General features: G+C 42.2%; 21 protein-coding genes. 14 read left to right on the top strand and 7 right to left on the bottom strand.

The window, feature by feature from the left end; all coding sequences use genetic code 11:
- Positions 1 to 13: 13 nt before the first annotated feature.
- Positions 14 to 484 carry an META domain-containing protein gene (locus ACYVRA_RS00495; protein WP_461250782.1) on the top strand — a complete coding sequence of 157 codons (471 nt, stop codon included), beginning with the start codon at positions 14 to 16 and terminating at the stop codon, positions 482 to 484.
- A 108-nt stretch (positions 485 to 592) separates the two neighbouring features.
- Here the strand turns inward: ACYVRA_RS00495 and arfB are convergent, their stop codons facing one another.
- Together arfB and ACYVRA_RS00505 are read right to left on the bottom strand one after the other, a co-directional pair.
- Positions 593 to 1,024, bottom strand: coding sequence for an alternative ribosome rescue aminoacyl-tRNA hydrolase ArfB (gene arfB / locus ACYVRA_RS00500; protein WP_461250783.1), 432 nt, complete (start codon positions 1,022 to 1,024; stop codon positions 593 to 595).
- Between the two features lie 13 nt (positions 1,025 to 1,037).
- Entirely contained in the window at positions 1,038 to 1,949 is a 912-nt protein-coding gene (locus tag ACYVRA_RS00505) for a DUF4349 domain-containing protein (RefSeq protein ID WP_461250784.1), read from the bottom strand.
- A gap of 324 nt (positions 1,950 to 2,273) precedes the next feature.
- Between ACYVRA_RS00505 and ACYVRA_RS00510 the strand changes: the two genes are divergently transcribed.
- From ACYVRA_RS00510 to ACYVRA_RS00530, 5 genes are all read left to right on the top strand, one after another.
- Positions 2,274 to 2,477 carry a hypothetical protein gene (locus ACYVRA_RS00510; protein ID WP_461250785.1) on the top strand — a complete coding sequence of 68 codons (204 nt, stop codon included), beginning with the start codon at positions 2,274 to 2,276 and terminating at the stop codon, positions 2,475 to 2,477.
- 27 nt (positions 2,478 to 2,504) lie between these two features.
- Positions 2,505 to 2,753: a ribonuclease P Rpr2/Rpp21/SNM1 subunit family protein gene (locus ACYVRA_RS00515; RefSeq protein WP_461250786.1), complete on the top strand. Its 249-nt coding sequence runs from the start codon at positions 2,505 to 2,507 to the stop codon at positions 2,751 to 2,753.
- 124 nt (positions 2,754 to 2,877) lie between these two features.
- A complete protein-coding gene (locus ACYVRA_RS00520; protein WP_461250787.1) occupies positions 2,878 to 3,657 on the top strand; it encodes a leucine-rich repeat protein in 780 nt (259 codons plus the stop codon).
- A gap of 125 nt (positions 3,658 to 3,782) precedes the next feature.
- The gene (locus ACYVRA_RS00525; protein WP_461250788.1) at positions 3,783 to 4,712 is read left to right on the top strand and encodes an InlB B-repeat-containing protein; all 930 of its coding nucleotides are present in this window, start codon (positions 3,783 to 3,785) and stop codon (positions 4,710 to 4,712) included.
- 306 nt (positions 4,713 to 5,018) lie between these two features.
- Positions 5,019 to 5,396 (top strand): hypothetical protein, encoded by a 378-nt coding sequence (locus ACYVRA_RS00530; RefSeq protein WP_461250789.1) that lies wholly within the window; start codon positions 5,019 to 5,021, stop codon positions 5,394 to 5,396.
- Positions 5,397 to 5,406: 10 nt separating this feature from the next.
- Here the strand turns inward: ACYVRA_RS00530 and ACYVRA_RS00535 are convergent, their stop codons facing one another.
- Complete coding sequence (locus tag ACYVRA_RS00535) at positions 5,407 to 6,108, bottom strand: DUF2259 domain-containing protein (protein ID WP_461250790.1); 702 nt, start codon at positions 6,106 to 6,108, stop codon at positions 5,407 to 5,409.
- A gap of 77 nt (positions 6,109 to 6,185) precedes the next feature.
- Here ACYVRA_RS00535 and ACYVRA_RS00540 point away from each other — a divergent pair, with 77 nt between their 5' ends.
- Both ACYVRA_RS00540 and ACYVRA_RS00545 read left to right on the top strand, forming a co-directional pair.
- A complete protein-coding gene (locus ACYVRA_RS00540; RefSeq protein ID WP_461250791.1) occupies positions 6,186 to 7,019 on the top strand; it encodes a hypothetical protein in 834 nt (277 codons plus the stop codon).
- Positions 7,020 to 7,191: 172 nt separating this feature from the next.
- Entirely contained in the window at positions 7,192 to 8,220 is a 1,029-nt protein-coding gene (locus tag ACYVRA_RS00545; protein WP_461250792.1) for a hypothetical protein, read from the top strand.
- A gap of 16 nt (positions 8,221 to 8,236) precedes the next feature.
- On the opposite strand, the gene ACYVRA_RS00550 is transcribed toward ACYVRA_RS00545, so the two are convergent.
- The 3 genes from ACYVRA_RS00550 to ACYVRA_RS00560 are packed head-to-tail and all read right to left on the bottom strand — an operon-like array spanning position 8,237 to position 11,277.
- Complete coding sequence (locus tag ACYVRA_RS00550; RefSeq protein WP_461250793.1) at positions 8,237 to 8,992, bottom strand: WecB/TagA/CpsF family glycosyltransferase; 756 nt, start codon at positions 8,990 to 8,992, stop codon at positions 8,237 to 8,239.
- A complete protein-coding gene (locus tag ACYVRA_RS00555) occupies positions 8,977 to 9,771 on the bottom strand; it encodes an RsmE family RNA methyltransferase (protein ID WP_461250794.1) in 795 nt (264 codons plus the stop codon). Before ACYVRA_RS00555 ends, ACYVRA_RS00550 begins: the two co-directional genes overlap by 16 nt.
- Positions 9,772 to 9,774: 3 nt before the next feature.
- Positions 9,775 to 11,277 (bottom strand): S41 family peptidase, encoded by a 1,503-nt coding sequence (locus ACYVRA_RS00560; protein WP_461250795.1) that lies wholly within the window; start codon positions 11,275 to 11,277, stop codon positions 9,775 to 9,777.
- Positions 11,278 to 11,331: 54 nt separating this feature from the next.
- Here ACYVRA_RS00560 and ACYVRA_RS00565 point away from each other — a divergent pair, with 54 nt between their 5' ends.
- The 6 genes from ACYVRA_RS00565 (at position 11,332) to pyk (ending at position 18,620) form a co-directional block, all read left to right on the top strand.
- Positions 11,332 to 13,785: a CHASE2 domain-containing protein gene (locus tag ACYVRA_RS00565; RefSeq protein ID WP_461250796.1), complete on the top strand. Its 2,454-nt coding sequence runs from the start codon at positions 11,332 to 11,334 to the stop codon at positions 13,783 to 13,785.
- Positions 13,786 to 13,811: 26 nt separating this feature from the next.
- Complete coding sequence (locus ACYVRA_RS00570; protein ID WP_461250797.1) at positions 13,812 to 14,351, top strand: SH3 domain-containing protein; 540 nt, start codon at positions 13,812 to 13,814, stop codon at positions 14,349 to 14,351.
- A 73-nt stretch (positions 14,352 to 14,424) separates the two neighbouring features.
- On the top strand, positions 14,425 to 15,243 hold the full coding sequence (locus ACYVRA_RS00575; protein ID WP_461250798.1) for a M48 family metalloprotease: 819 nt from the start codon (positions 14,425 to 14,427) through the stop codon (positions 15,241 to 15,243).
- Between the two features lie 122 nt (positions 15,244 to 15,365).
- A complete protein-coding gene (locus tag ACYVRA_RS00580; protein ID WP_461250799.1) occupies positions 15,366 to 15,842 on the top strand; it encodes an SH3 domain-containing protein in 477 nt (158 codons plus the stop codon).
- Entirely contained in the window at positions 15,842 to 16,753 is a 912-nt protein-coding gene (locus ACYVRA_RS00585; protein WP_461250800.1) for a M48 family metalloprotease, read from the top strand. Before ACYVRA_RS00580 ends, ACYVRA_RS00585 begins: the two co-directional genes overlap by 1 nt.
- Positions 16,754 to 16,805: 52 nt before the next feature.
- On the top strand, positions 16,806 to 18,620 hold the full coding sequence (gene pyk, locus ACYVRA_RS00590) for a pyruvate kinase (RefSeq protein WP_461250801.1): 1,815 nt from the start codon (positions 16,806 to 16,808) through the stop codon (positions 18,618 to 18,620).
- Positions 18,621 to 18,624: 4 nt separating this feature from the next.
- On the opposite strand, the gene ACYVRA_RS00595 is transcribed toward pyk, so the two are convergent.
- Positions 18,625 to 21,603: a chromosome segregation SMC family protein gene (locus ACYVRA_RS00595; RefSeq protein ID WP_461250802.1), complete on the bottom strand. Its 2,979-nt coding sequence runs from the start codon at positions 21,601 to 21,603 to the stop codon at positions 18,625 to 18,627.
- Positions 21,604 to 21,605 lie beyond the last annotated feature (2 nt).

A 21,605-nucleotide genomic window follows, 5' to 3' on the forward strand; every position in this document is an offset into this window, starting at 1 on the left:
AAAGGAGAAGAAAATGAAAAGACAAATATTATTATTTTTATTGGTTATCGCAATGGTAATGAGTTGTAAGACGACAGTCAAAGGATCAGCTTTCTCAAACGTTACCGGGAAAGACTGGAAATTAATTGAGGTTCAACTTGACGGTACGCCGTTTAACAGAATCGTTCTTTACGATCGAAATGATCTAAAAAAGAACAATGTTGGCGGCGTTTATACAATGAAGTTTGATGCCCAAATGGTCAGCGGAACAGGTGCGCCAAATAAATACTCCGCCCCATATACTTTAGGGGATGGAAATGCCATTAAAATAGATGTAATCAAATCGACCTTAATGGCACCAATAATTCAACCGGAAAAACTGCAAGAACAGGCTTTTTATAACTATATGCAAAATGTTGAACAATGGAGCATAGATAATGGCAAATTAGTCCTACAGTCAAAAGCCGAAAATGGCAACGTTATAAAACTGATTTTTGTTCTGTAAGCCTAAAAATGTTTCACGTGAAACACTTTTATTTGTAAAGACCTCACACTAAGAACACAAAGTAAGAGAAGATCACAAAGAATCCTTTGTGATCTTCGTGTGAACTCTTTACGAATCATCCTTTTTAGCCCTTTCAGCCTTTTTAATCCCCTGCTTCTTCTTTGACTCAAGTCGCTTTTCTTTGGCGGCTTTGCTTGGCTTTGTTGGCTTTCGTTTTTTGGGCAGTCTTGCCGCAGAGGCGACTAGGGTATTCATGCGGAAATAGGCTCTTTCAAGATTGACTTTTTGGGAGCGTTCTTCATCTGAGGTTATTACTATTTCGCCGGTTGCGGAAATACGGTTTGCAAGAAGGGTTTTTACCCTATCCAGTTCCGCTTCTGAAAGACCGGCTGATTCACTTTCACCGCTGGCGGGAAGTCGCCACTTTAATGTAACTTTAGTGTTGACTTTGTTTACATTTTGCCCACCCGGTCCGCCGGAGCGCGAAAAGGCGGCTTCGGCGAAAGAGTGGATAGATTGGCGCAAAAGTGATGCGTTCATGTTGATAACTACGTTAAGACTTAATCAACCGCCACAGTTTTTTGGCGAGTCCGATTTTGCCGAAGAAAAGCAGGAAGAGTAATCCCAAGAGCAGAAGGACAGGAATTCCGTAAATGACGATACCGATTAAAATAACCGCTACTGCGGACAGGAAGTCGCCGAAGCTGCCGAAAAGCTGTTTAACACGCTCACCTAAGGTTAGATTCGGGTTTTGCATAGATGAGGTTACAGGTCCAAAAAGGCTAAGGTCAATTGTGGCATAATCTACATTATTGGCAAGGTTACGGAATTGTATCCCTGTTCCTTCGATTTCGTATTGAAGTTCTGATATGCGGGCTTCTACCGAAAGAATTTCCTCGATAGTTTTTGCCTTTCCAAGATAGGCTTGAAAAGTTTTAAGAAGTTCTTTTTTTGTCGCAAGCCGCCCTTCAAGGTCATAATAACGGAGGGTTACGTCTTCCGTATTTTCGTAGCGGTTTATTAGCCTTCCCATGCCGCCTGTTTCGGAGAGAAAAGTGTCGTAATAATTTGCCGGAACCCGCAGTGAATAATAACGGGAGTTTTCCTGAATATTTGACGATGCCGCGTAAGCGTTGTACTTTTTCAAAAGGGCATTAACAGAGTCTTCGGCGGCAGACAAATCTTCTACCCTGATACTGATGTTTGCGCGCTTAATCAACTTGCGTTCCGCATCGGGAAAATTTGCATATAGCGAATCATCATCGCTTGCCGCTCCCGCTCCGTCATAAGCTGGAGATTCAGCAGTCGCCCTGGCCTCTCTTGGAGTGGCAGCTTTCGTTTCTTCATAGGCGAACCCTTGGGCAGTGTCATAACCCGCATTTCCCGCCGCTCGGGATTTTCTGCTACAGCCTGCCGTGAATAAGAGCGCCGCAGTTAGTGTCAATAAAATTAATTTTCTTTTCATAAGGTTATTATAACGCTTTTGCGGTATAAAATCTGAAAATGAAAAAAAGACTAATTTGTATTTTTATCGTTAAATAAAGACGGTTCTACTTTTGTATTTTATACAAATACAAGTAATTATGTGCCATTTTGATCGAAAAATATGTATAAAAAAGTATACATAGGCCTTTTGGCATATACGAATTTTGGGCTTTTTTTGCAAAATAGGCCTTTTGGCATATAGACAAATTGGATTTCTGCGTTAAAATTTATGTTATGTTCCCGCATTGCTGAAGGATAAAAACGCGCCGTTGGCGAAGGCGGAATTATTGAGGAGGATAAAAACATGAAGAAAGCAATAATCATATTTTTGTTATTAGCTATTACCGGATTGTCTTTTGTTTCTTGTCAGTTTGACGATACAACTTACTGCCCCTATTGCGGCTCGTCATTCATAAAAGAAGACCATAAAGAAATATATAACGGCAAAGAATTTCAAATATATAGGTGTCAAAATTGTAATAAACGTTTTGGCGTTGACAAAAAGTAACATTTGGCCATTATAGGGAGGCTTAAAATGAAAAAGTATACTGTTTTTTTATTGGCGGTTCTTGTTTTTATTGCGGGAATTATTTTTACAAGCTGCGACCTCAATTGGAGATCTGAGGATCCTGTTAGATATTGCCCATATTGCAATTCCATGTTAATAGAAGGAGTAGAAGGCAAAGGCCAAACAATAAATCATGGGAATGGAAACGTAGAAAAGGTATATAAGTGCAAATCTTGCGGTAAAGAATTTGGTGTTTTTATATGGAATAATAATTAAGAGAATTTGCCTTATGTTAAAATAGGGCCTGTCAGATTTTTTTGGTGTACGGACAAACGTCGTATAATATAAGGACATACAATGCGCCTTTGGCGTAAGCAGGATTATTGAGGAAGGTAAAAACATGAAGAAAGCAAGTTTAACCGTATTTTTGGGAATAGCGGGCATTTTTATTGCTATTAGTTTAACTGCCTGTGAGGTAAGTTCAGATCCTTTTGGTTGGGGTACGTGGCTAACATACGACGTGAAAATAACAAAAATGCCGAATAAATTAACTTATGTTGCAGGGGAAATGTTTAATGCGTCCGGTTTGGTAGCAAAGGAAACGAAACGTCAGAGTAAAACCGGAGAAAAAAGAGAAGAAAAACCTGTCAGTTATGATGAGTACCCAACTTGGTTTGATTTAGGTGAATATAAATATAATCAACTTTCCGCGGGTATGGAAAATATTTATGTTATGTTTAATGATCACGCATTAAAAATACCTATTACAGTTACTCGGATAAATGAAGGCGACTTCGACGCATGGCTTAGGCTTCCTCCATATGAGGATACATTATCAATTAACCGTTATTCCGGAACCGGCGGTATTATAACGATACCTTCAACGATAAACGGAAGAACTGTTACTGCCATCGAGCGTAATGTGTTTAAATATAAACAAATAACCGGCGTTACTATACCTGACAGCATTACTACTATTGGTGAGTACGCGTTTAAGGATAACCCGCTAACCAGCGTTACTATTGGAGCGGATGTCGCTCATAAGGACAAAAACCATATCAATATCAATATCGACATATTCCCTGAAAATGATTCCTTTTGGAGTCGATATGACAGCAGTGGGGGTAAAGCGGGGACTTATATTCGGGCTAGTGGCGGAACAGGCTGGACTAGGCAGTAAAACCTCTTGACAGTCACCTATCAAAAAATATGTATAAAAAAGTATACATAGGCCTTTTGGCATATATACAAATTTATTTTCTGCGTTAGAAATTAAGTATGGGCAAAAGCCCAAAGGAGTTTTTTATGAAAAGACATTTTTTCGCTTGCTGCCTACTATGCGTAGTTTCGCTCGTTACCGCCCTTATTGTTACATCGTGTGAAGATCCCTTTTATTACCCCCCTATTCAAGGCACTCTGTCAATAAGTCCGAGTTCGGGTCCAGTCGGTACGACATTTACTGTGAAATATAGCGGTTTGGACGGGGATAAAATTGCGCATTTCAATTGGTATTATGAAGATGGCAGTTATGCAGCGGTGGGTTCTACGTGTACTCCGCAAAAAAGCGGAATGTTAATTGCATATACGGAACTTAGTGCTACACATTATTCAGGCATAAGCGCCAGAGTTAGGGTATCGGAGAAAGAATATATACCGCCAACTGTTTATAGTGTAAGAATTGGAACATTAACAAACGACAACGGCAGCACTGTAGAGGCAAGCCCTCTTGAGGCAACGAAAGATACGGAAATAACTGTAAAAGTCTATGAGGCTATTGGTTACCGGCTTAAGCCCAATACTCTTAAATACAACTACAGTGATAATAATGGTTCAACGATTAGTAACAACATAAATGAATCGTCAAAGAAATTCTATATGCCTGAAGCTGGTGTAACTATTACTGCCGAATTTGAATCGGACGGAACCATTGAAAGCGGCGAGGCTTTTATCGGGACATGGCGGTATGGGTATACTGACGGGACGAATGTCCAATCGCTGACACTAACTATTAATAGGAACAAAACTTCTTCCTTGTTTCTGACTTCAACTAATACGACGGTTGATGGGACTTATTCACAATATGATGGCAGCAAAATGATAGTGTTTACATTTAACAACGGTACTACTACAAGGATGACTAGCGCAACGTTGGTTGTAAACAATCTGGTGTTCACGGCAGGAAGTCTTGATTTTATCGGCTGGGCGGGGCGGGTAGAACTTAAAAAGATTGAATAGGTTTGGAGGGAAAAATAGCTATGCCAAAAAGGTGTCGGACATACATTTTAGCAATTATTGCCCTAGCAGCGATTACTGCGTGGCGATCATAAACTTTGGCGTGCCTACGCCTAATAGAACTATTTCGCAAGTTCGAACCACCATAACTGCATACGAAAGAATAATGTTTTGTAAGGTTTTAGATATTAATGACAAGTAGTTTTTTTATTTGATTGATATAATATTATAAATAATATGGAACAAACCCCTTTAACTCTATTAAATCTTTGTACCCCATTGCAATATATCAAATCTAAATCTCAAGATATGTCGATTTTAAAGTATGAAAAACTTGAAAATGAGGAGATTCTCCTCTGTTATGAAGTAAATCCAATTCAAGGCAGTAGTATTGAGCCGGATCGGGATTTTTTCCTTAGTAAGCTATTGTTCATCGGGGAAAAATCAACTGTGAGCCAAAATAATGGTACAGGAGAGACAGATAGTAATGTTTTGCTTCCGCAGGGGAATTACCTGTTTATACAGTGCCGTTCTGAGGCGGTTTTAAGCAGTGATGAATGGCTTGATTTGGCGATAGAACAGCAAAAAGATGGTCTTTGGGAACGGAATAAGCCGGGGAATCTGCTTTATATACGGTTTTTATTTGAGGACGGCTCTTTTGTTACGCAGGTTTTTAGGGCAGTCTGAAACTAAAGTTTTAAAGTCTTACGGCTTCTACCATGTAACGGATATCGTAGCCGTTGGTGGTGGCGCGCATCATCTCTATTACAAAAATAACCGAGCTGCCGGTTGAGTCAATTAGGACTCTTTTAAAGTTGTATTGTACAATCCCTTGACGGACAAAATTTGGGGAGCCGACTTTATATGTTTTGCATTGGCCGTCTGGAGAATTAACTTCGAGGTTTATGAAAGACTGCGATTTTGCGTTTTGCCCGCTGCCTGTAATTGTGGAAATTATTTGCGCTTTATATGACTTTCCGGAAAGGAAGTCGCGAAAATCAATTTTTTCACCACGCGGTGGAGGATTCACATCTCTGGAGATGTAAAGAGGGAGTCCCTGATTTTGGAAATTTATACAGTATCGGTTTGAAAGAGTTGAATTGTTGGCGACTAATCTGTGTAAAATGCCTGAACCGTCTTGTCCCGCTTTTATCGGAGTGTTCTCTGTAAGCGATACTCTGCCGTTTTGGGCAAAAGTGTTGCCGGCTACGTCTACGACGTATAAATCTGCCCAGGGGCGCAGAGACGGCGACAGTACTCCGTATTGGCCAAACATGTACATTTTGCCGTCGGGGGAAAAACCCAAATCGACAAAGACGGCGGAATCCCCCGCCCATAGAGCGGAAACAGTTGTTAAGAGAAGGATAAAAAGCATAAATACCGTCTTTTTCAATAACATAGAGTTCCCCTTAATTCTCATTATCGGTATTATATTTTCCGTCTTGAGATAAAATTTTAATTAGTATAAACTGCGATATGACGCTCTCCGAAAGAAATACTTTCTTTAAAGCCGGAATTGTTTTCTGCTCAATATGCGCTTTGTTTGTTGTGGCGGCCTCTTTTTTGATAATTCCTGTTTATTCTAGAATAATGGAAGAATATACGCGCCGTCCTGTCAATGTTTTTCAGATTTTAACCGGTTTTTTTATGAAAAACGATTATTATGCCGTTTATGTCTCTTTGGCGGCATCAGTTTTATATTCTCTAATCGGTATAATATTTATTTATTTCTTTTTTGAAAGGACTTCGGCGCCGGAAATACTGTATATTGCCATTTTTACTGTTTCTTTGGCTTTTGAGGCTATCCGTCTTATTCTTCCTTTATATTGTGTTTATATTTTTTCTTTTTTTTATGTAAATTTGGCGTTAAGGGTTTTGCTTTTTGCAAGGTTTTTCAGTGTTTTTTCGCTGTTTGCCGCCGGTTTATGCGCCGCAGGGCTTGAGGTACAGAAGACACGCAATGTCATTTTTGTAATGATTATCGCCGCTTTGGTTATTACATTGTGGGTCCCTATCGACGGTTCAAATTGGGATACCAGTTTGAATATTGTCAACAGTTATATTTCCATGTTTACTTTAGTTGAGTTGGCGGCTTTCATTACAACTATGATAAGTTTCTTTATTGCGGCTAATATACGCGATTCAAAGGAATATTTTAATGTCGCGATTGGTGTTATGCTTGCCCTTGCCGGCAGGGGTTTCCTTATAAATGTTGATAACTGGATAGGGTTTGTCCCGGGAATTTTACTGCTGTCAATCGGAACAGGGTTTCTTTGTATAAAATTGCACAAAATACATCTTTGGCTGTAATCCGGCTACGCCGGATTACTTAGGAGTTTTGCCAAAGGGAAAACAACAGTCTTTTTTTGTATTTTTTTCTTTGGTAAAATTTCATGTTTTTGTATATTGTTTTGTGTTTGGCAAAACTCCAGGCTCTTCTAATATAGAAGAAAATCATCTTTTCTGCCGATAATTAATAACCATGTTATTGGCTAAAAAAGCACTATGTTTTTCCATAGTTATTATATTTGTTTTATGCGCTGTTTATCGTCTTTATGCGGCTTCAGGCGATGATTCATCTTCGGGTACTGATATTACTTATATGACTGCGCCGATTTTTCCCCATATGCTTTTTACAGAGACGGTTGATCAATGGAAGAAAATCGATAATTCACGGCCTTATTGGGTTTATACAAAAGAAGAGATAGAAAAATTAAATCAAATAGCGGATTATCAAATTTCTTTTTTGTTGAATAACGATATTCTTGCCTATTATGGCCATCCCAGTTCGCGCAACATGGGAATTTTAGGCCGTTATTCAATTGAAGAGCTGGACAGGATGCTGACTGCCCTTGCCGTTGATTACGAAAAAGTTAATGGCGGGCGGAAAGTGCGTAAGGCGTTTTATCTGATTTATGGGACTGTTTGGCCTAGGGGCGAAATAGGGATAATCGGGAATAATGTTCTTATGAAGTATATTGAGTATGGGATGAAGAATGATATATTGGTTTTTATTGATCATCAAATTGGCCGTTATGACCCGATAGATTCGTTGAAAAAAATGCTGCCGTATTTGCAGTATCCAAATGTACATCTTGCGCTTGATCCTGAATGGCGGACAAAAAGACCGATGAGAGATATTGGCAGTATCAAAGCGGAAGAAATCAACATGGCGCAACAAGTAATGGAAAACTACTTAATAGATAATAATATTCCCGGCGAGCGTATGCTTGTTATTCATCAATTTGAACACACAATGATTAAAAATCGAGCGCAGGTTAAAAGCAATTTTAACAGGGTCAGATTGATTCATTGCGCCGATGGTTTTGGTCCGCCTGACGTGAAACGCGATTCTTATAATTACAATGCGATTGCTTCCAATATGCCGATTAAGGCTTTTAAGCTGTTTTATAATTTTGGAATACCGGGCGCGGGTTATGACCATCCTCTGATGACGCCAAAAGATGTGTACAAACTTAAACCTCGGCCTTATATAGTGATGTATCAATAGCGTATCAGACTGACTTTTATTTAACAAAAAGACGGTAATACAGTAATAAAAACTTGTATCCTATGTACGGGAAAATTCTAAAAAATTTGAATGGATTGTGAAAACAATAGCCTATCCATTCAAGTCCAGCGTTAAAAACGCCGCGTGACGGATATTTTTTTCTTTCGGCGAATACGTCAAAGATGTCACTGCACCATAGCCTCATGCCGTCCCCAAGAGTGAGATTGTTTCTGGCAATCCAACGTTCTTCGCCGCGTATGCCTTTACCCGCCAACAACAGTGACGGCGATGATTTTTTTATAGCTTTGATGATTGTCGCTTCTTCGTACCGTTTAAAGTAACCGGGAAAGCGCCCGACTATGCGAAGGCGAGGAAATGTCTGCCTGATATTTTGTTCCGTTTTAATTAGAACTTTTGTTTTGCCGCCCAATAGGTAACAGGATAATTCCCGATTTTCCAGAGCGGTAAGTATACTGATAATAAAATCGAAAGGCATATAACGGTATGCTTTTTTCCCTGTAAGGAATTTTATTCCGCTGATAACGCTTTTAGAAATAGGAATAACCAAAGACGCCCTTGTAATGTATGAACGGTACTCGCCGCTTCTTCTTGCGCGTAATAGATCCCATAAAGAAAGAAGCACAATATTATGCTCTTTTTTTTCTTTTAAAAGATCATACACTATAGAGCTAAGATTCTCCGGCGCGACAATATCAACCGGGACTTTAAGAAGGCTTGTCCGCTGCCGGATTTCGGTTACTTCAACTTCCACGAATCTTTCTCCAGTAATAAAACGCGTATTGCCGCCGCGCAATAAAGAGCGGCAGTTTCTGACCGTAAAACGGTATCGCCAATGGTTAGGGGTTTAAAACCGTTTTCCATAAAGAGGGCGACCTCTTTGTCAGAAAATCCCCCTTCCGGCCCGATAGCAAACGCTACAACATGGGGAATACTATTAAGATAACCGTGAAGGCTCTCATTTTCAAGCCCCTTTTGATGATGAAATAATAATCCCAGTGTATTTGAAGCGTCTTTTTCCCGGAGTTTTTTCCAGTAGTCAAATAGTTCATTCCTTGTTAATGGCTGATGAATAGCAGTCGCGGTCTTGGAGCCGCTCTGCTGTCTTGCCTCTTTAATAATTCGTTCCCAGCGTAAAAATTTTTGCCCTTTTTCGGCTGCGATTTTCGCTGTCGAAAACTCCGATACAAACGGGACAATCTCCGTTATTCCGCCTTCAGCAGCCTGACGGACTATTAAATCCATCTTATCACTCTTGGGTATCGCCTGAAATAAAATTATTGGTGGTAAATTAAATTCTTGCCCATGAGGACTTTCCGTAGTGCTGCATTTTCCGGTTAATTCGCCGCGTTCAATAGAGAGCACTTGTACAAGCGTCTCTTTGCCGTCGGGTAAAAGTGCGGGAAAAAATTCCCCTGTCGCAAGGCGGCGGACATTGACAAGATAGTGATAATCATTGCCCTCAAGCTTGACAATGCCGCCCTCGTCTCCTTGCGAAAAATCCGGCTCTTTATTTAAAATAAATTGTTTCATGCCTCATGAAGCAATAGCCAGATTTTTCTCGGCTTCTTCCTGTAACTCCTTCAATGTTTTTGAGTTCTGCATCAGGTTTTGATATGTTTTGCTCTCAAAAATTTTCATCGCTTCCTGAAGTTGGACATCGTATTCCAAATCATAAACTGGAGCGATAGTTGTCCTGTTTAGTTCATTTCTGATTAGCCGTTTTAGCAATGACAGGTTAAGATTGTATTCACGTTCAAGTTGCTGCGCAAAAGCGTCAATTTGCGCCGGTGTCGCCTTTGGATTTTTTTCGGCAAATTCCGGAATTTTATTCGCGTTTATCAGTATGTTCAGTTTTTCCGCGTCCGCTTCTGTGTATTCGGGGAATTTAACTTCGCGATCCGGCGGGATGCCGATTTTATCAATATTTACATCGCTTGGCGTATAGTAACGCGCCGTGGTTATTTTAAAACCTGTTCCGCTTAACGGATAAACCTGTTGTACCGAGCCTTTGCCAAATGTATTTTCTCCCACCAGATAAGCCCTGCCGCGGTCCTTAAGCGCTCCGGCGACAATTTCTGAAGCGGAAGCAGAACCCTTGTTTATCAGTACAATTACCGGAATGTCTGGGGCAACAAGAGTGGAGCGTCTGGCGTTAAAATCGCGGTTTTCCGTCGCAATTCTGGATCTGGTACGCACGATAAGCCCGCCATCCAAAAACAGATTTGAGATTTCTACAGCCGCGTCAAGGCGTCCGCCGTAATTGTTACGCAAATCCAGTATCAGGCTGTTGTAATTTTTTTCCTTAAATTCGTTGATAGCGTCTCTTGCCCTGTCCGCGGACATTGGGGTAAAAGTAAGAAGTTTCAGGTAGCCGGTTTTGCCAATCATGGCGTGTTTGACGGTTGGCACTTCTATAATTGCCCTTACTATTGTTACAGGGAACTCCATTTTTTCGCCGCGCCTGATAACAAGGTTTACGCTCTCTCCGGGCGTTCCCCTAAGTATGGCAAGCACTTCATCCATAGTGAGATTTTCAGTCGGTTCTCCGTTAATTTTTGTGATAAAATCGCCCGGGTTTATTCCGGCGCGCCAACCTGGCGTATCTTCGATTGGAGAGACAACTTCTACCCACATCGGTTTTCCGTCCGGTCTTGGGGTAGTAGCTTTTATGATATTAAGCCCTACGCCGCCAAAACTTCCCTGCGTTGTATCGTTTAAATCTTTCATGTCCGATTCAGACAAAAAAGTCGAATACGGGTCTTCCAAAGCGCTGAACATACCGTTCATTGCGCCTTCAAAAATGACTCTTGGGTCTACTTCTTCGACATAATTGCGAATGATGAAGTCATATACATTCTGCATTATGTTTGTATAGTTGCGAACCTGATTCTGCGTGTTTCCCGGCCCGGAAGGCTGTTGTAAATTACCCTGAGCGGCTGCGCCCGGAATTAACGCAAAAGTAAATAAAAGGCAGAAAATAGCAGTTGTTGAAATCCACACCCATTTATAAGGTGTTTTTTGGTACTTTATATCCATAAGAACTCCTGTTATAATTATGATATATTTTTCAAAAAAAAGGTAGGGAGTATTATGGCAACAAAAAAAAAGATAGGAAAAAAGCTTACTGCGGTTATATTCGCAGGATTAGTTTTTTTTGTAATTACCGGTTTGCATTTGCTTGGGGTTTTTCATTTTCTGGAATACAAATCCTATGACATGCGGGTCAGATTCTGGGCGGACTCAATTTATGGCCGACCATCTGACGAAATTACCGTAATCCTGTTGGATCAGGACAGTATTGACTGGGCGCAGAAGGAAAGAGGCTGGGGCTGGCCGTGGCCCAGGCAGGCATACGCGGAAGTTGTTGATTACATGAATTTAAGCGAGGCACATTCAATAGCTTTCGACGTTATCTTTTCTGAGCCTTCTGTTTACAGAAACTCAAGGCAGGATGAGATAATAGATAACGCCGTTAAAACTCTGGAACAAGCCGAAACAGAAGACCCAACGCCTAATAGAAATGAATCAATCCGTGGCGCCGGAAGGCAACCCAGGTCTGACGGCAATACCGGGCAGGCTAGAAGATCGGTATTTAGAGTAGCAATAGAAGCTTTACGCAGTTTAAGCGCCAGAGATGATGATAACGCGTTTATTAGGGCGTCTAAAGATTTTGGCCGTGTGGTGCAAACAGTCATGTTTAGCACCCAAACAGGTAATGTCGCCGCTTGGCCTGATGATGTAAAAGCGCCCTTATTCCAGCCTGAAAATTTCGGTTCCATGTTGGAACGCTTCAGCGTAGGAAGCAATGAAAAAGCGCAATTTCCGATTCAAGGATTAAGAGACGCCGCCGGCGCTTTGGGGAGCGTTACAGGCGTGCCGGATTCTGACGGAATTATAAGACGGATTAGGCCTTTTACCCTGTTTGACGGAAAAGCGATACCAGGTCTTTCTACCGCGTCGCTTGTTGTGTCAGGGAAAGGGCGGCAATTATTCTACAATAAAAAAACTAGTTCAATTGAATGGGAGGGGGCTTCGATACCTGTTAATAAAAACGGTTATGCCCTGTTACGTTATCACGGACCTTTAGATAAATATATTCCTTACAGGGCGATGGATATTCTAAAAAGCGCAGAAGCGTATAAAAACGACGATGAAGAGTATATGGAAAGCGATTATTATCTTCCGCCTGAAAATTTTACGAACACTTATGTTTTCTTTGGTTTTTACGCGCAGGGACTTTTTGATATTTTTAATACGCCGATTTCTTCCGTGTATCCGGGAATGGGATGTCACATAACAATGCTGGATAATATGCTCTGTGGCAATTTTATACGCGAAAGCGACGAGTGGCTTAACTTGCTGATTCTTCTTGCTGTTATAGTTTTGGTGGTATGCCTGACTATTTTTTCAAACCGTATTTCTCTTTCTGTTACGGGGATGGCTATTATCGTTATAATAACAATTATAGGCTCTTTTGCCGCTTATCAGTTTGGCGGCCTTTGGTTGCCCATGGTGACATATCTTGCCGGTACGCTTGCCGCTTTTATCACCGTAACGCTTTACAATTACGCGACAGAAGGCAGCCAAAAGCGGTTTATTAAATCCGCCTTTTCACAATATTTGTCGCCTAAGGTTATTGAACAGATCATACACGATCCTTCCCAATTAAAACTTGGCGGTGAAAAAAGAGAGATGACCGCGATTTTTACGGATGTCCGCAGTTTCTCTACAATCTCCGAAGCTTTGGGCGATCCGGCAAAACTTGTAGAACTGCTTAACTTCTATCTTACAAGAATGAGCGACATCGTTCTTGATAATCAAGGAACAATTGATAAATACGAAGGAGACGCGATTATCGCTTTCTTTGGCGCGCCTATTCACATGGCAAACCATGCCGCCCTTGCCTGCCGCGCCGCAATTAATATGAAAAAAGCGGAAGTGGATATTAATCGGGAAGCGCTTGAAAAAGGGTTTATTAATCAAGATGTTATGAAAGCCATGTTTGGAAAAGGGATAATAAGCAGCATTGACGATCCTAGCCCGATGTTTACAAGGCTGGGTATCAATACGGGGGATATGGTAGTAGGTAACATGGGTACGCCCAATAAAATGGACTATACAATCATGGGAAACGCGGTAAATTTGGCGGCGCGATTGGAGGGGGTTAATAAACAATATGACACGGGCGGTGTCCTGATTAGCGAATATACAAAAGCTAGTATTGGCGATGAATTTACCATACGCCCATTAAGCAGGGTTCGTGTTGTCGGGGTTAATACCCCATTGCGGCTTTATGAACTGCTGGGAATCGCCTCTGAGGCCTCGCCCGAACTGCAGGAAATGGTAAAAAATTGGGAGCAGGCCTTTGATTTCTATGAAAAACGCGATTTTCAGGCCGCACAAGGTGTTTTTCAAGCAATTTTCGATAAAAATAATAAAGATTTTGTCGCAAAAAAATACTTAAATAGATGCATAAAATTTGTCTCTTCGCCGCCAGATGAAAAAAATTGGGACAATGGGGTAGACAATTTAACGGAAAAGTGATATATATATTAATTAGAGGTGAAAAAATGAAAAGAAGTGTATTTATTTTTTGTTTAATTATTTTTGTTACCGGACTTGCGGTGGCGCAGACACAGACACAGGGTCAGACGCAGGGGCAAACGCAATCTCAAACGCAAACTAAAGCTAAGGCGGAAACCTATCTTTATGTTGCCGTTAAAACATTGACGCTTAAATCAGGTACAGGAGCCTTTGACGGCAGTAAGGGAACTTTAAAGTACGGAGACAAAGTTGTGGTAATAAATGTTGACGGTAAATTTACTGAAGTCAAAAGCGCCGAAAATCCTTTAATAACCGGATGGACAGCGACAAATAATCTGTCCAAAAAACAAATAACGGCGGGAAGTACAAGTACGACAACGGCAAAAGAAGTGGCTCTTGCGGGAAAGGGCTTTAGTCAGGAAACTGAAAAAGCAATGAAGACTCAAAAACCTAATCTTAATTATGCCGATGTAGATAAAACAGAAAAGATAGTAGTTCGCGAAAAAGATGTTAAAAGATTTCTGGAAGACGGTCAGTTAAGAATGGGGAATAATAGTGAAAAATAAAATACACCTAATCTTTTTATTAATTTTTATTTGCTCCGGAATGATTTCCTCATGTAAATCTATTTCAAATCTTATGAAAAAAGGTCAAACATCCAAGAATGCGACGGTAAAAAATATTGCCTATGCCATCGGCGCATCCGCAGACGCAATCAGCACCGCTTCGGAAGATATTGATCCCGAACAGGAATATTATATCGGCAGGGCGGTAGCTGCAAATTTACTTACTACTTATAAACTCTATACCAAGAAACCGGCTATGACTAATTACTTAAATGAAATCTGCGCCGCCATAACAATTAATTCCCCAGTTCCCGATATTTATAACGGTTATCATGTAGCAATATTGGACAGCGATGAAGTTAATGCCTTTGCGACTCCCGGTGGGCATATCTATGTCACACTCGCGCTTGTTAACGCCGCTAGAACTGAAGACGCGCTTGCCGGAGTAATCTCGCATGAAGTCGCCCATATTCAATTAAAACACAGCATAAAAGCGATTAAGAGCAACCGACGTACACAGGCTATGTTAGTCACAGGTACCGCTACAGCCGGCGTTGCTGGAGGAACGGATGTCAAACAATTGACTGATGCTTTGGAAGAGTCTTTTATGGAACTTGTGCGGACGCTTGTAAGCAACGGTTATTCACAGTCTCAGGAATTTGACGCTGATAATACAGCGTTGTCGCTTATGGCCGGCGCCGGATATAACCCGACAGGTTTGACTGATATGCTCATGTCATTAGGCAGCGTCATAAAGCCTGACTCAGGTTTTGGCAAAACGCATCCAGGTCCCGCTGAGCGCATAGCTAATGTTCAAAAGTCTATAGGAAAATACAAAGTCACAAATACAAGCGCGTCAAGACAGAAGCGGTTTGCTGTAGCGATGAAATAAAATCGCGTATTATTTTATATAGATGCATTAAATTTGTTTCTTCGCCGCCGGATAAAAAACTGGGATAATTGTGTGGATAGTTTTACTGAAAAGTGATATATTAACGCTATTAGGGACTAAAAATGAAAAGAAGCGTATTTATTTTTTGTTTAATTTTATTTGTTACTGGTTTTGCGGCGGCGCAGGTTAAAGCCGGCGGCACTCTTTATGTTTCTATAAAAACATTGACGCTTAAATCAGGCACAGGCTTCTTTGCCAGCAATAGAGGAACTTTAAATTACGGAGACCGAGTCACGGTAATACGTGTTAATGGTAAATTTGTAGAAGTCAAAAGCGCCGCAAATTCTTCACTGACCGGATGGGCTGCGACGGCTAACCTGTCCGCAAAACAGATAGTGACAGGAAACACGAGTACTGCCACCGCAAAAGAAGTTTCGATTGCAGGAAAAGGTTTTAATCAGGAAGTTGAAAATTCTTACAAGAACCAGAAAAGCAATCTTAATTATGCCGATGTAGATAGAGCAGAGGCAATAAAATCTCGCGAAGATGATGTCAAGAGGTTTCTGGAAGAAGGCCGTTTAAGAATGGGGGATAATTAATGAAAAACAAAATTTGTTTAATTTTATTAATTTTAATTATTCTTGCAGGCGCTTTATTTTCTTGTGCGTCTGCAGCGAAAGCCGCTGAAACCGGCGCAAGAATAGCCAAAGGCGTTGGAGTGATAGATAAAAATACAGCCGATGCCATCAGTACTTCAGCAAGGGCTATCGGCTCCGCCGCGGAAGAAATTAATCCCGAACAGGAATATTATATCGGCAGGGCGGTTGCTGCAAATATCCTTAATACTTATAGGCTCTATGGCGGAAAACAGGCTCTAACCTATTACTTAAACAATATCTGCGCCGCTATCACAATTAATTCTCCGCGTCCCGATGTTTATAACGGTTATCATGTAGCAATACTAGACAGCAATGAAATTAACGCCTTTGCGACTTCAAGCGGACAAATCTTTGTAACGCGCGGACTTATTAGCGCCGCTAAATCCGAAGACGCGCTTGCCGGAGTAATCGCGCATGAAGTCGCCCATATTCAATTAAAACACAGTATTAAGGCGATTAGAAACAGCCGTATTACACAGGCTCTTTTAGTTACAGGCACGTCGGCAGCCGGCGCCGCAACAGGAATGGATGTCAAACAACTGACTGATGTTATGAATGAATCAGTCGGGGAGATTGTACAGACGCTTGTAAACAACGGTTATTCGCAGACTCAGGAATTTGAAGCTGATAATAACGCATTGTCGCTTATGGCCGGCGCAGGGTATAATCCGTCAGGTTTGATAGAAATGCTCAATTCATTGAGCAGCGTCCAAACTTCCGGTTCGGGTTTTGGCAAGACGCATCCAAGTCCCGCTCAGCGCATAACCAATGCTAAAAGATCAGTGGCAAAATACAGAGTCAAAGATACAAGCGCGTCAAGAATCGCGCGGTTTAACGCGGCGACAAGATAAACTTGCATATCAACATAAGTTCACTTAGTTTTTATAAAAGGAGATATTTTAAATGATTAAAAACAGGAAAACAAAAATTGTATGTTCTTTGGGGCCAGCGTCATCCACTGATGATGTTATTCGCGATCTTATACTTGCCGGAATGAATGTGGCGCGGTTTAATTTTTCTCACGGCACTCACGATTCGCACCGTGATTTAATAGAACGTGTCAGGCGTATTTCCGGCGAATTGGGAATACCTGTCGCGATTCTGTTGGACACTAAAGGGCCGGAGATACGGACAGGCATGGTAGAGAATGACGGTAAAGTTACGATTAAAGATGGAGACGAGGTTATTATTTCTACCGATGATAGTTTTACCACGGAGGCAAAGGACGGAGTTCCCGCGCATATCGCGTTGTCATGGAAAGAAGCGGGATCAAAGTTGCAAAAAGGACACCGCGTTCTTATTGCGGACGGGCTTCTTGAGCTTGAAGTGATTGATACTGCGGGAGGCATCAAGTGCCGCGCGAATAATACCGCCGTTATTGGCAGCAAGAAAAACGTCAACCTTATCGGCATTCACGCAGGGCTTCCCATTATGGGCGAACAGGACAAGAAAGATATAGAATTTGGCATTAGAATGAATATTGATTATATCGCGGCTAGTTTTTTAAGTTTTCCACATGAAGTAACCGATATAAAGAAATTCCTTGAAAGCCACTCTACCCGCATTAAAATCATAGCCAAAATTGAGAGCGGCGAAGGGTTGGAAAATATAAAAGAAATTGCCCGCCTTGCGGACGGCGTAATGGTAGCGAGAGGTGACCTTGGCGTACAACTTCCTACCGAGCAGATTCCTCTGGCGCAAAAACACATTATCAACGCGTGCCGCAAAGCCGGAAAACCCGTAATTACCGCGACACAAATGCTGGAATCGATGATTGTGAATCCGCGTCCCACTCGCGCTGAATTAACCGATGTGGCAAACGCGATTCTCGATGGAACCGACGCGATCATGCTTTCAGGCGAAACATCGGCTGGAGCGTATCCGGTGGAAGCGGTAAAAACAATGGACAAAATAGCGTGTACTATTGAGCAATCTGAAGAATTCCATAAACGCATGAAAAAATTGCATGAAGAATGTCATTCTGAAGTACATAATCCAAAAGAAAACTTAGGCATCATCATGTCACGGGCGGGAGTTGAAACCGCGACGGCGGTAAACGCTAAAGCCATTGTAACGCCGACCCGCAGCGGCAATACAGCGAGAATCCTCAGCGTATTCAGGCCGGATGAGCCTATTCTTGCCGTAACTACCGATGATCGCGCTGAACGTATTATGCAGCTATACTGGGGCGTTTATACCTGTCTTAGATCGAAAGTATCTGATTCTGATAGCATGATACTCGACACTATGAAGGTTGTTTCAGAGAAAGGTGTAGCGGGAATATCTGATAAGATAGTACTCATTGCCGGCTTGCCGCTTGAAAGCCCAAACATGATAAATACTGTCCGTGTTGTCATTATCGGGACGGTTCTTCTGCGTTCAAACGCCGGCGGTTTCGCAAATCCTACCGTTACACGCGCTCAAGGCAAGATAATCCACGCCACATCTCCCGATGAAGCCCGCAGGAAAATCATGTCTTCCGGCGGCGGTGATATACTTATTTGTAAAGAGCTTACAGAAGACTACACGTCTGTTATCAGTATGGTGAAAGGAATTATTTGCGAAGGAGTTTCGGTAATCAGCGAACAGAAATTACGCCTAATAAATCCCAATCTTGTCTGGCTTACCTACATCAGAGACGCGGCAAAAAAACTCGAACCAGGATTAATGGTAACAATAGACGGAAAAGAACTGCTTGTGTACGAAGGAGCGATTTAACTAATTATGAATTCGCGCTATTAGTGCGCGACCTAATCGGTCTTAATTGCGCGTTTGTTACTTTCTTAGGGTCATTAACGCCAACGGGTAATTCTCTTCCCGCTTCGGGAGGAACATCCTCTTCCTCAAACTCACCGTCAGCGTCCCACAGTTCGCTTTGAGGCGGCGGTCCGTCGGTAATATCAAGTTCTCCCTTTTTAAGCCGCGCTGTAATTAATTTTGTTACGCCGGATTCCTGCATTGTGATACCGATAAGAGTTCCCGCTCCCGTAGTGGTTTTTTTATTATGAGTGATAATAATGAATTGGCTCGTGTCGCTGAACTCGTTAAGGAGGTGGACAAAACGCCCGACGTTTTGTTCGTCAAGGGCGGCGTCAATTTCGTCCAGAAGACAGAAGGGGCTTGGCTTTACCATGTAGGTGGCGAATAAAAGGGCTACTGCCGTCATTGAACATTCGCCACCAGAGAGCAGGCTTAAATGTTCCAGTTTTTTTCCCGGCGGCTGGGCGAAAATTTCTATGCCCGATTCCAATACATGGTTCGGGTCGGAAAGCCGCAGTTCCGCTCTGCCGCCGCCGAAGAGACGGCGGAACATATTGTGAAAATTTTTCTTGATACGGTTGTAAGTGTCGATGAATAATTGCGAAGTTTCTTGGCGTATTTCCGCCGTAAGGTCTTCAAGGTCTTTACGCGCTTTTTGAAGATCCGCCATCTGATTGTTAAGAAAATCGTAACGTTGTTTTGTTTCAGCGTATTCTTCCGGGGCCATAAGATTTACGGAACCAAGTTCTTTTGACTTTGCGCGGGCGGCGGCAAGTTTTTCGCGCAACACGGCGGGCGGCGTTGTAATGCTAAAGATGCGTTCTTCAAACTCCATTAAATCCCTGGAATGAGTCTCCCTGAAATTTTCCTGAGTGTTTTTTATTTCCATTTCGGACTGGACAAGTTCCAGATGAATTTTTTCCAGCGCTTCTTGCACTTTGGAAAGTTCAGCCATCCGCTTATTGATAATTTCTTTTTTACTGGCGACATTATCGTTTCTTTTGCGAATATCATTTTCCAATTTTTCCAATTCTGAAGAGAAAGCTTTAGTCTTTTCTTCGATACCCGCTATTTCAGTTTGAATTCCGGTAATGCGAGCGTTGGTTTCTTCCAGTCTTTTTCGGTAAAGGGAAAGTTCATCGCGGATATTTTTAAGGAGCGCTTCCTGACCGGACAATTCACGCCTGATAAGACGCGCCTGATCTTCCGCGGCTTGGGCGCGCGCGTTCATGTGGGCGCGGTTAATTTTCATGTTCTCCAGAGTTGTGCGATATTCGTCGATTTTTGCCAAAAGACTGATGTTATCTTCGCGCAGTTTTTTAATACGCTGCCGTCTTTCATCAATGCCGTCTTTCGCGGTTCTGATTTGCGCGTCCAAGGCGCGTTTTTTTGTAATAATTCCCTGAGGGGCCAAAAATTCGTCAATAAAGGTCGGCGAATGTTCGCGGTAACTGTTAAAAAGTTCTACTGCTTTATTCGCGCCGGCGGCGGCTTCTGAAAGGCTTTTTAGCAGAATATCGGTAATACGCTTTATTTCCGCCGCGTCCACGCCGCCTGTCGCGTTTGCGGCTGCGGCAAGGTCGCCGATGAGCGCTTCCCTGCCGGAGAGGAGGGTATTAAGGCGGACAAGCGTTTCGCGTAAAGCTTCTTCCGCATTTTTGCGTTCTGTGGCGGAGTAGCCCGCTTTTTTTAAGCCGGCGTCCAATTCCGCTACTATGTCGTCTGTTATTATAGCAAGCTCTTTTTCCAGAGCGGCAAGTTCTTTTTCTATGCCGTGAATCTCATTTTCCGCCCTGTGAGATTCTTTGTCGTTTTCGCTGATACGCCCTGCGGCAAGCTGGATATTTTCTTCAAAAGAGTGAATATTTTCTTCTATGCTTTTACATTGTTTTCTTAAATCCTGTACAACCGCGTCTTGTCCCTCAGCGTCAGCGTTTAGTTCCGTTATTTTTTGAACAGCCTGCTTTTCTCGTTCTTCGTTTTGCCCGATTTTTATTTTATTTTCACCGCGTTGTTCGTTGAACAGGCGCATTTCGTTTTCCCTTGCGTTTTTTTCCAGCGCAAGACCGTAAATATTTTTTTGAAGTTCTACAAGCCGCGCCTCCATGGAGTTTACTTCGTCCATGTGCGCTTCCAGAGCCTGATTTTCCGCTTCCATTTCGGCGCGTATCCTGTCGCGGTCTTGCGTTCTGCGCCTTAAAGTTTCGTTTTTTTCGTCTCTTTCGTACTTAAACTGCTTTAACCGTAAAAGTTGAATATCCAATTCATAATTGAAAATTTCATCGCGAAGCGTGCGGAATTTTAGCGTTTTTTCCGATTGTATTTTTAAACTGTCATGGGCGCGTTTTACTTCGTTCAGTATCAAATCAACTTGGCGCACATTTTCCTCAGTTTTGGCTAGATTTCGCTCCGCCTCCGCTCCCCGTTCCCTGTACCGCGTGATGCCCGCCGCTTCTTCAAAAAGATAGCGCCGTTCTTCCGGCTTTGAAGAAAGTATCTGATCGATTTTTCCCTGTTCCATTACCGAATAGGCGGTTTTGCCTACGCCGGTATCCCAAAAAAGTTCGCGTATGTCTTTAAGACGCACCTGCGCTCCATTGATGAAGTATTCGCTTTCCCCGGAACGGTACAAACGTCTTTTAATTTCGATTTCCGGCATATCCATTGGCAGAAGGCCTGTTTCATTCGCGATGGCGAGGGTAACTTCCGCCACATTGAGTGGTTTTCGGGCTTCTGTGCCGCCAAAGATAACGTCTTCCATTTTTTCCGCGCGGAGTGACTTGATAGCGTGTTCGCCCAAAACCCACTTAATTGCGTCTACTACATTGGATTTTCCGCAACCGTTTGGCCCCAAAAGGGCGGTAATGCCGTCGTTAAATTCTATATCTGTGCGGTCTGCAAAAGATTTGAAGCCGAGAATGGTGAGCCGTTTAAGAAACATAA

This window comes from Treponema sp. R8-4-B8 (genome assembly GCF_054786175.1).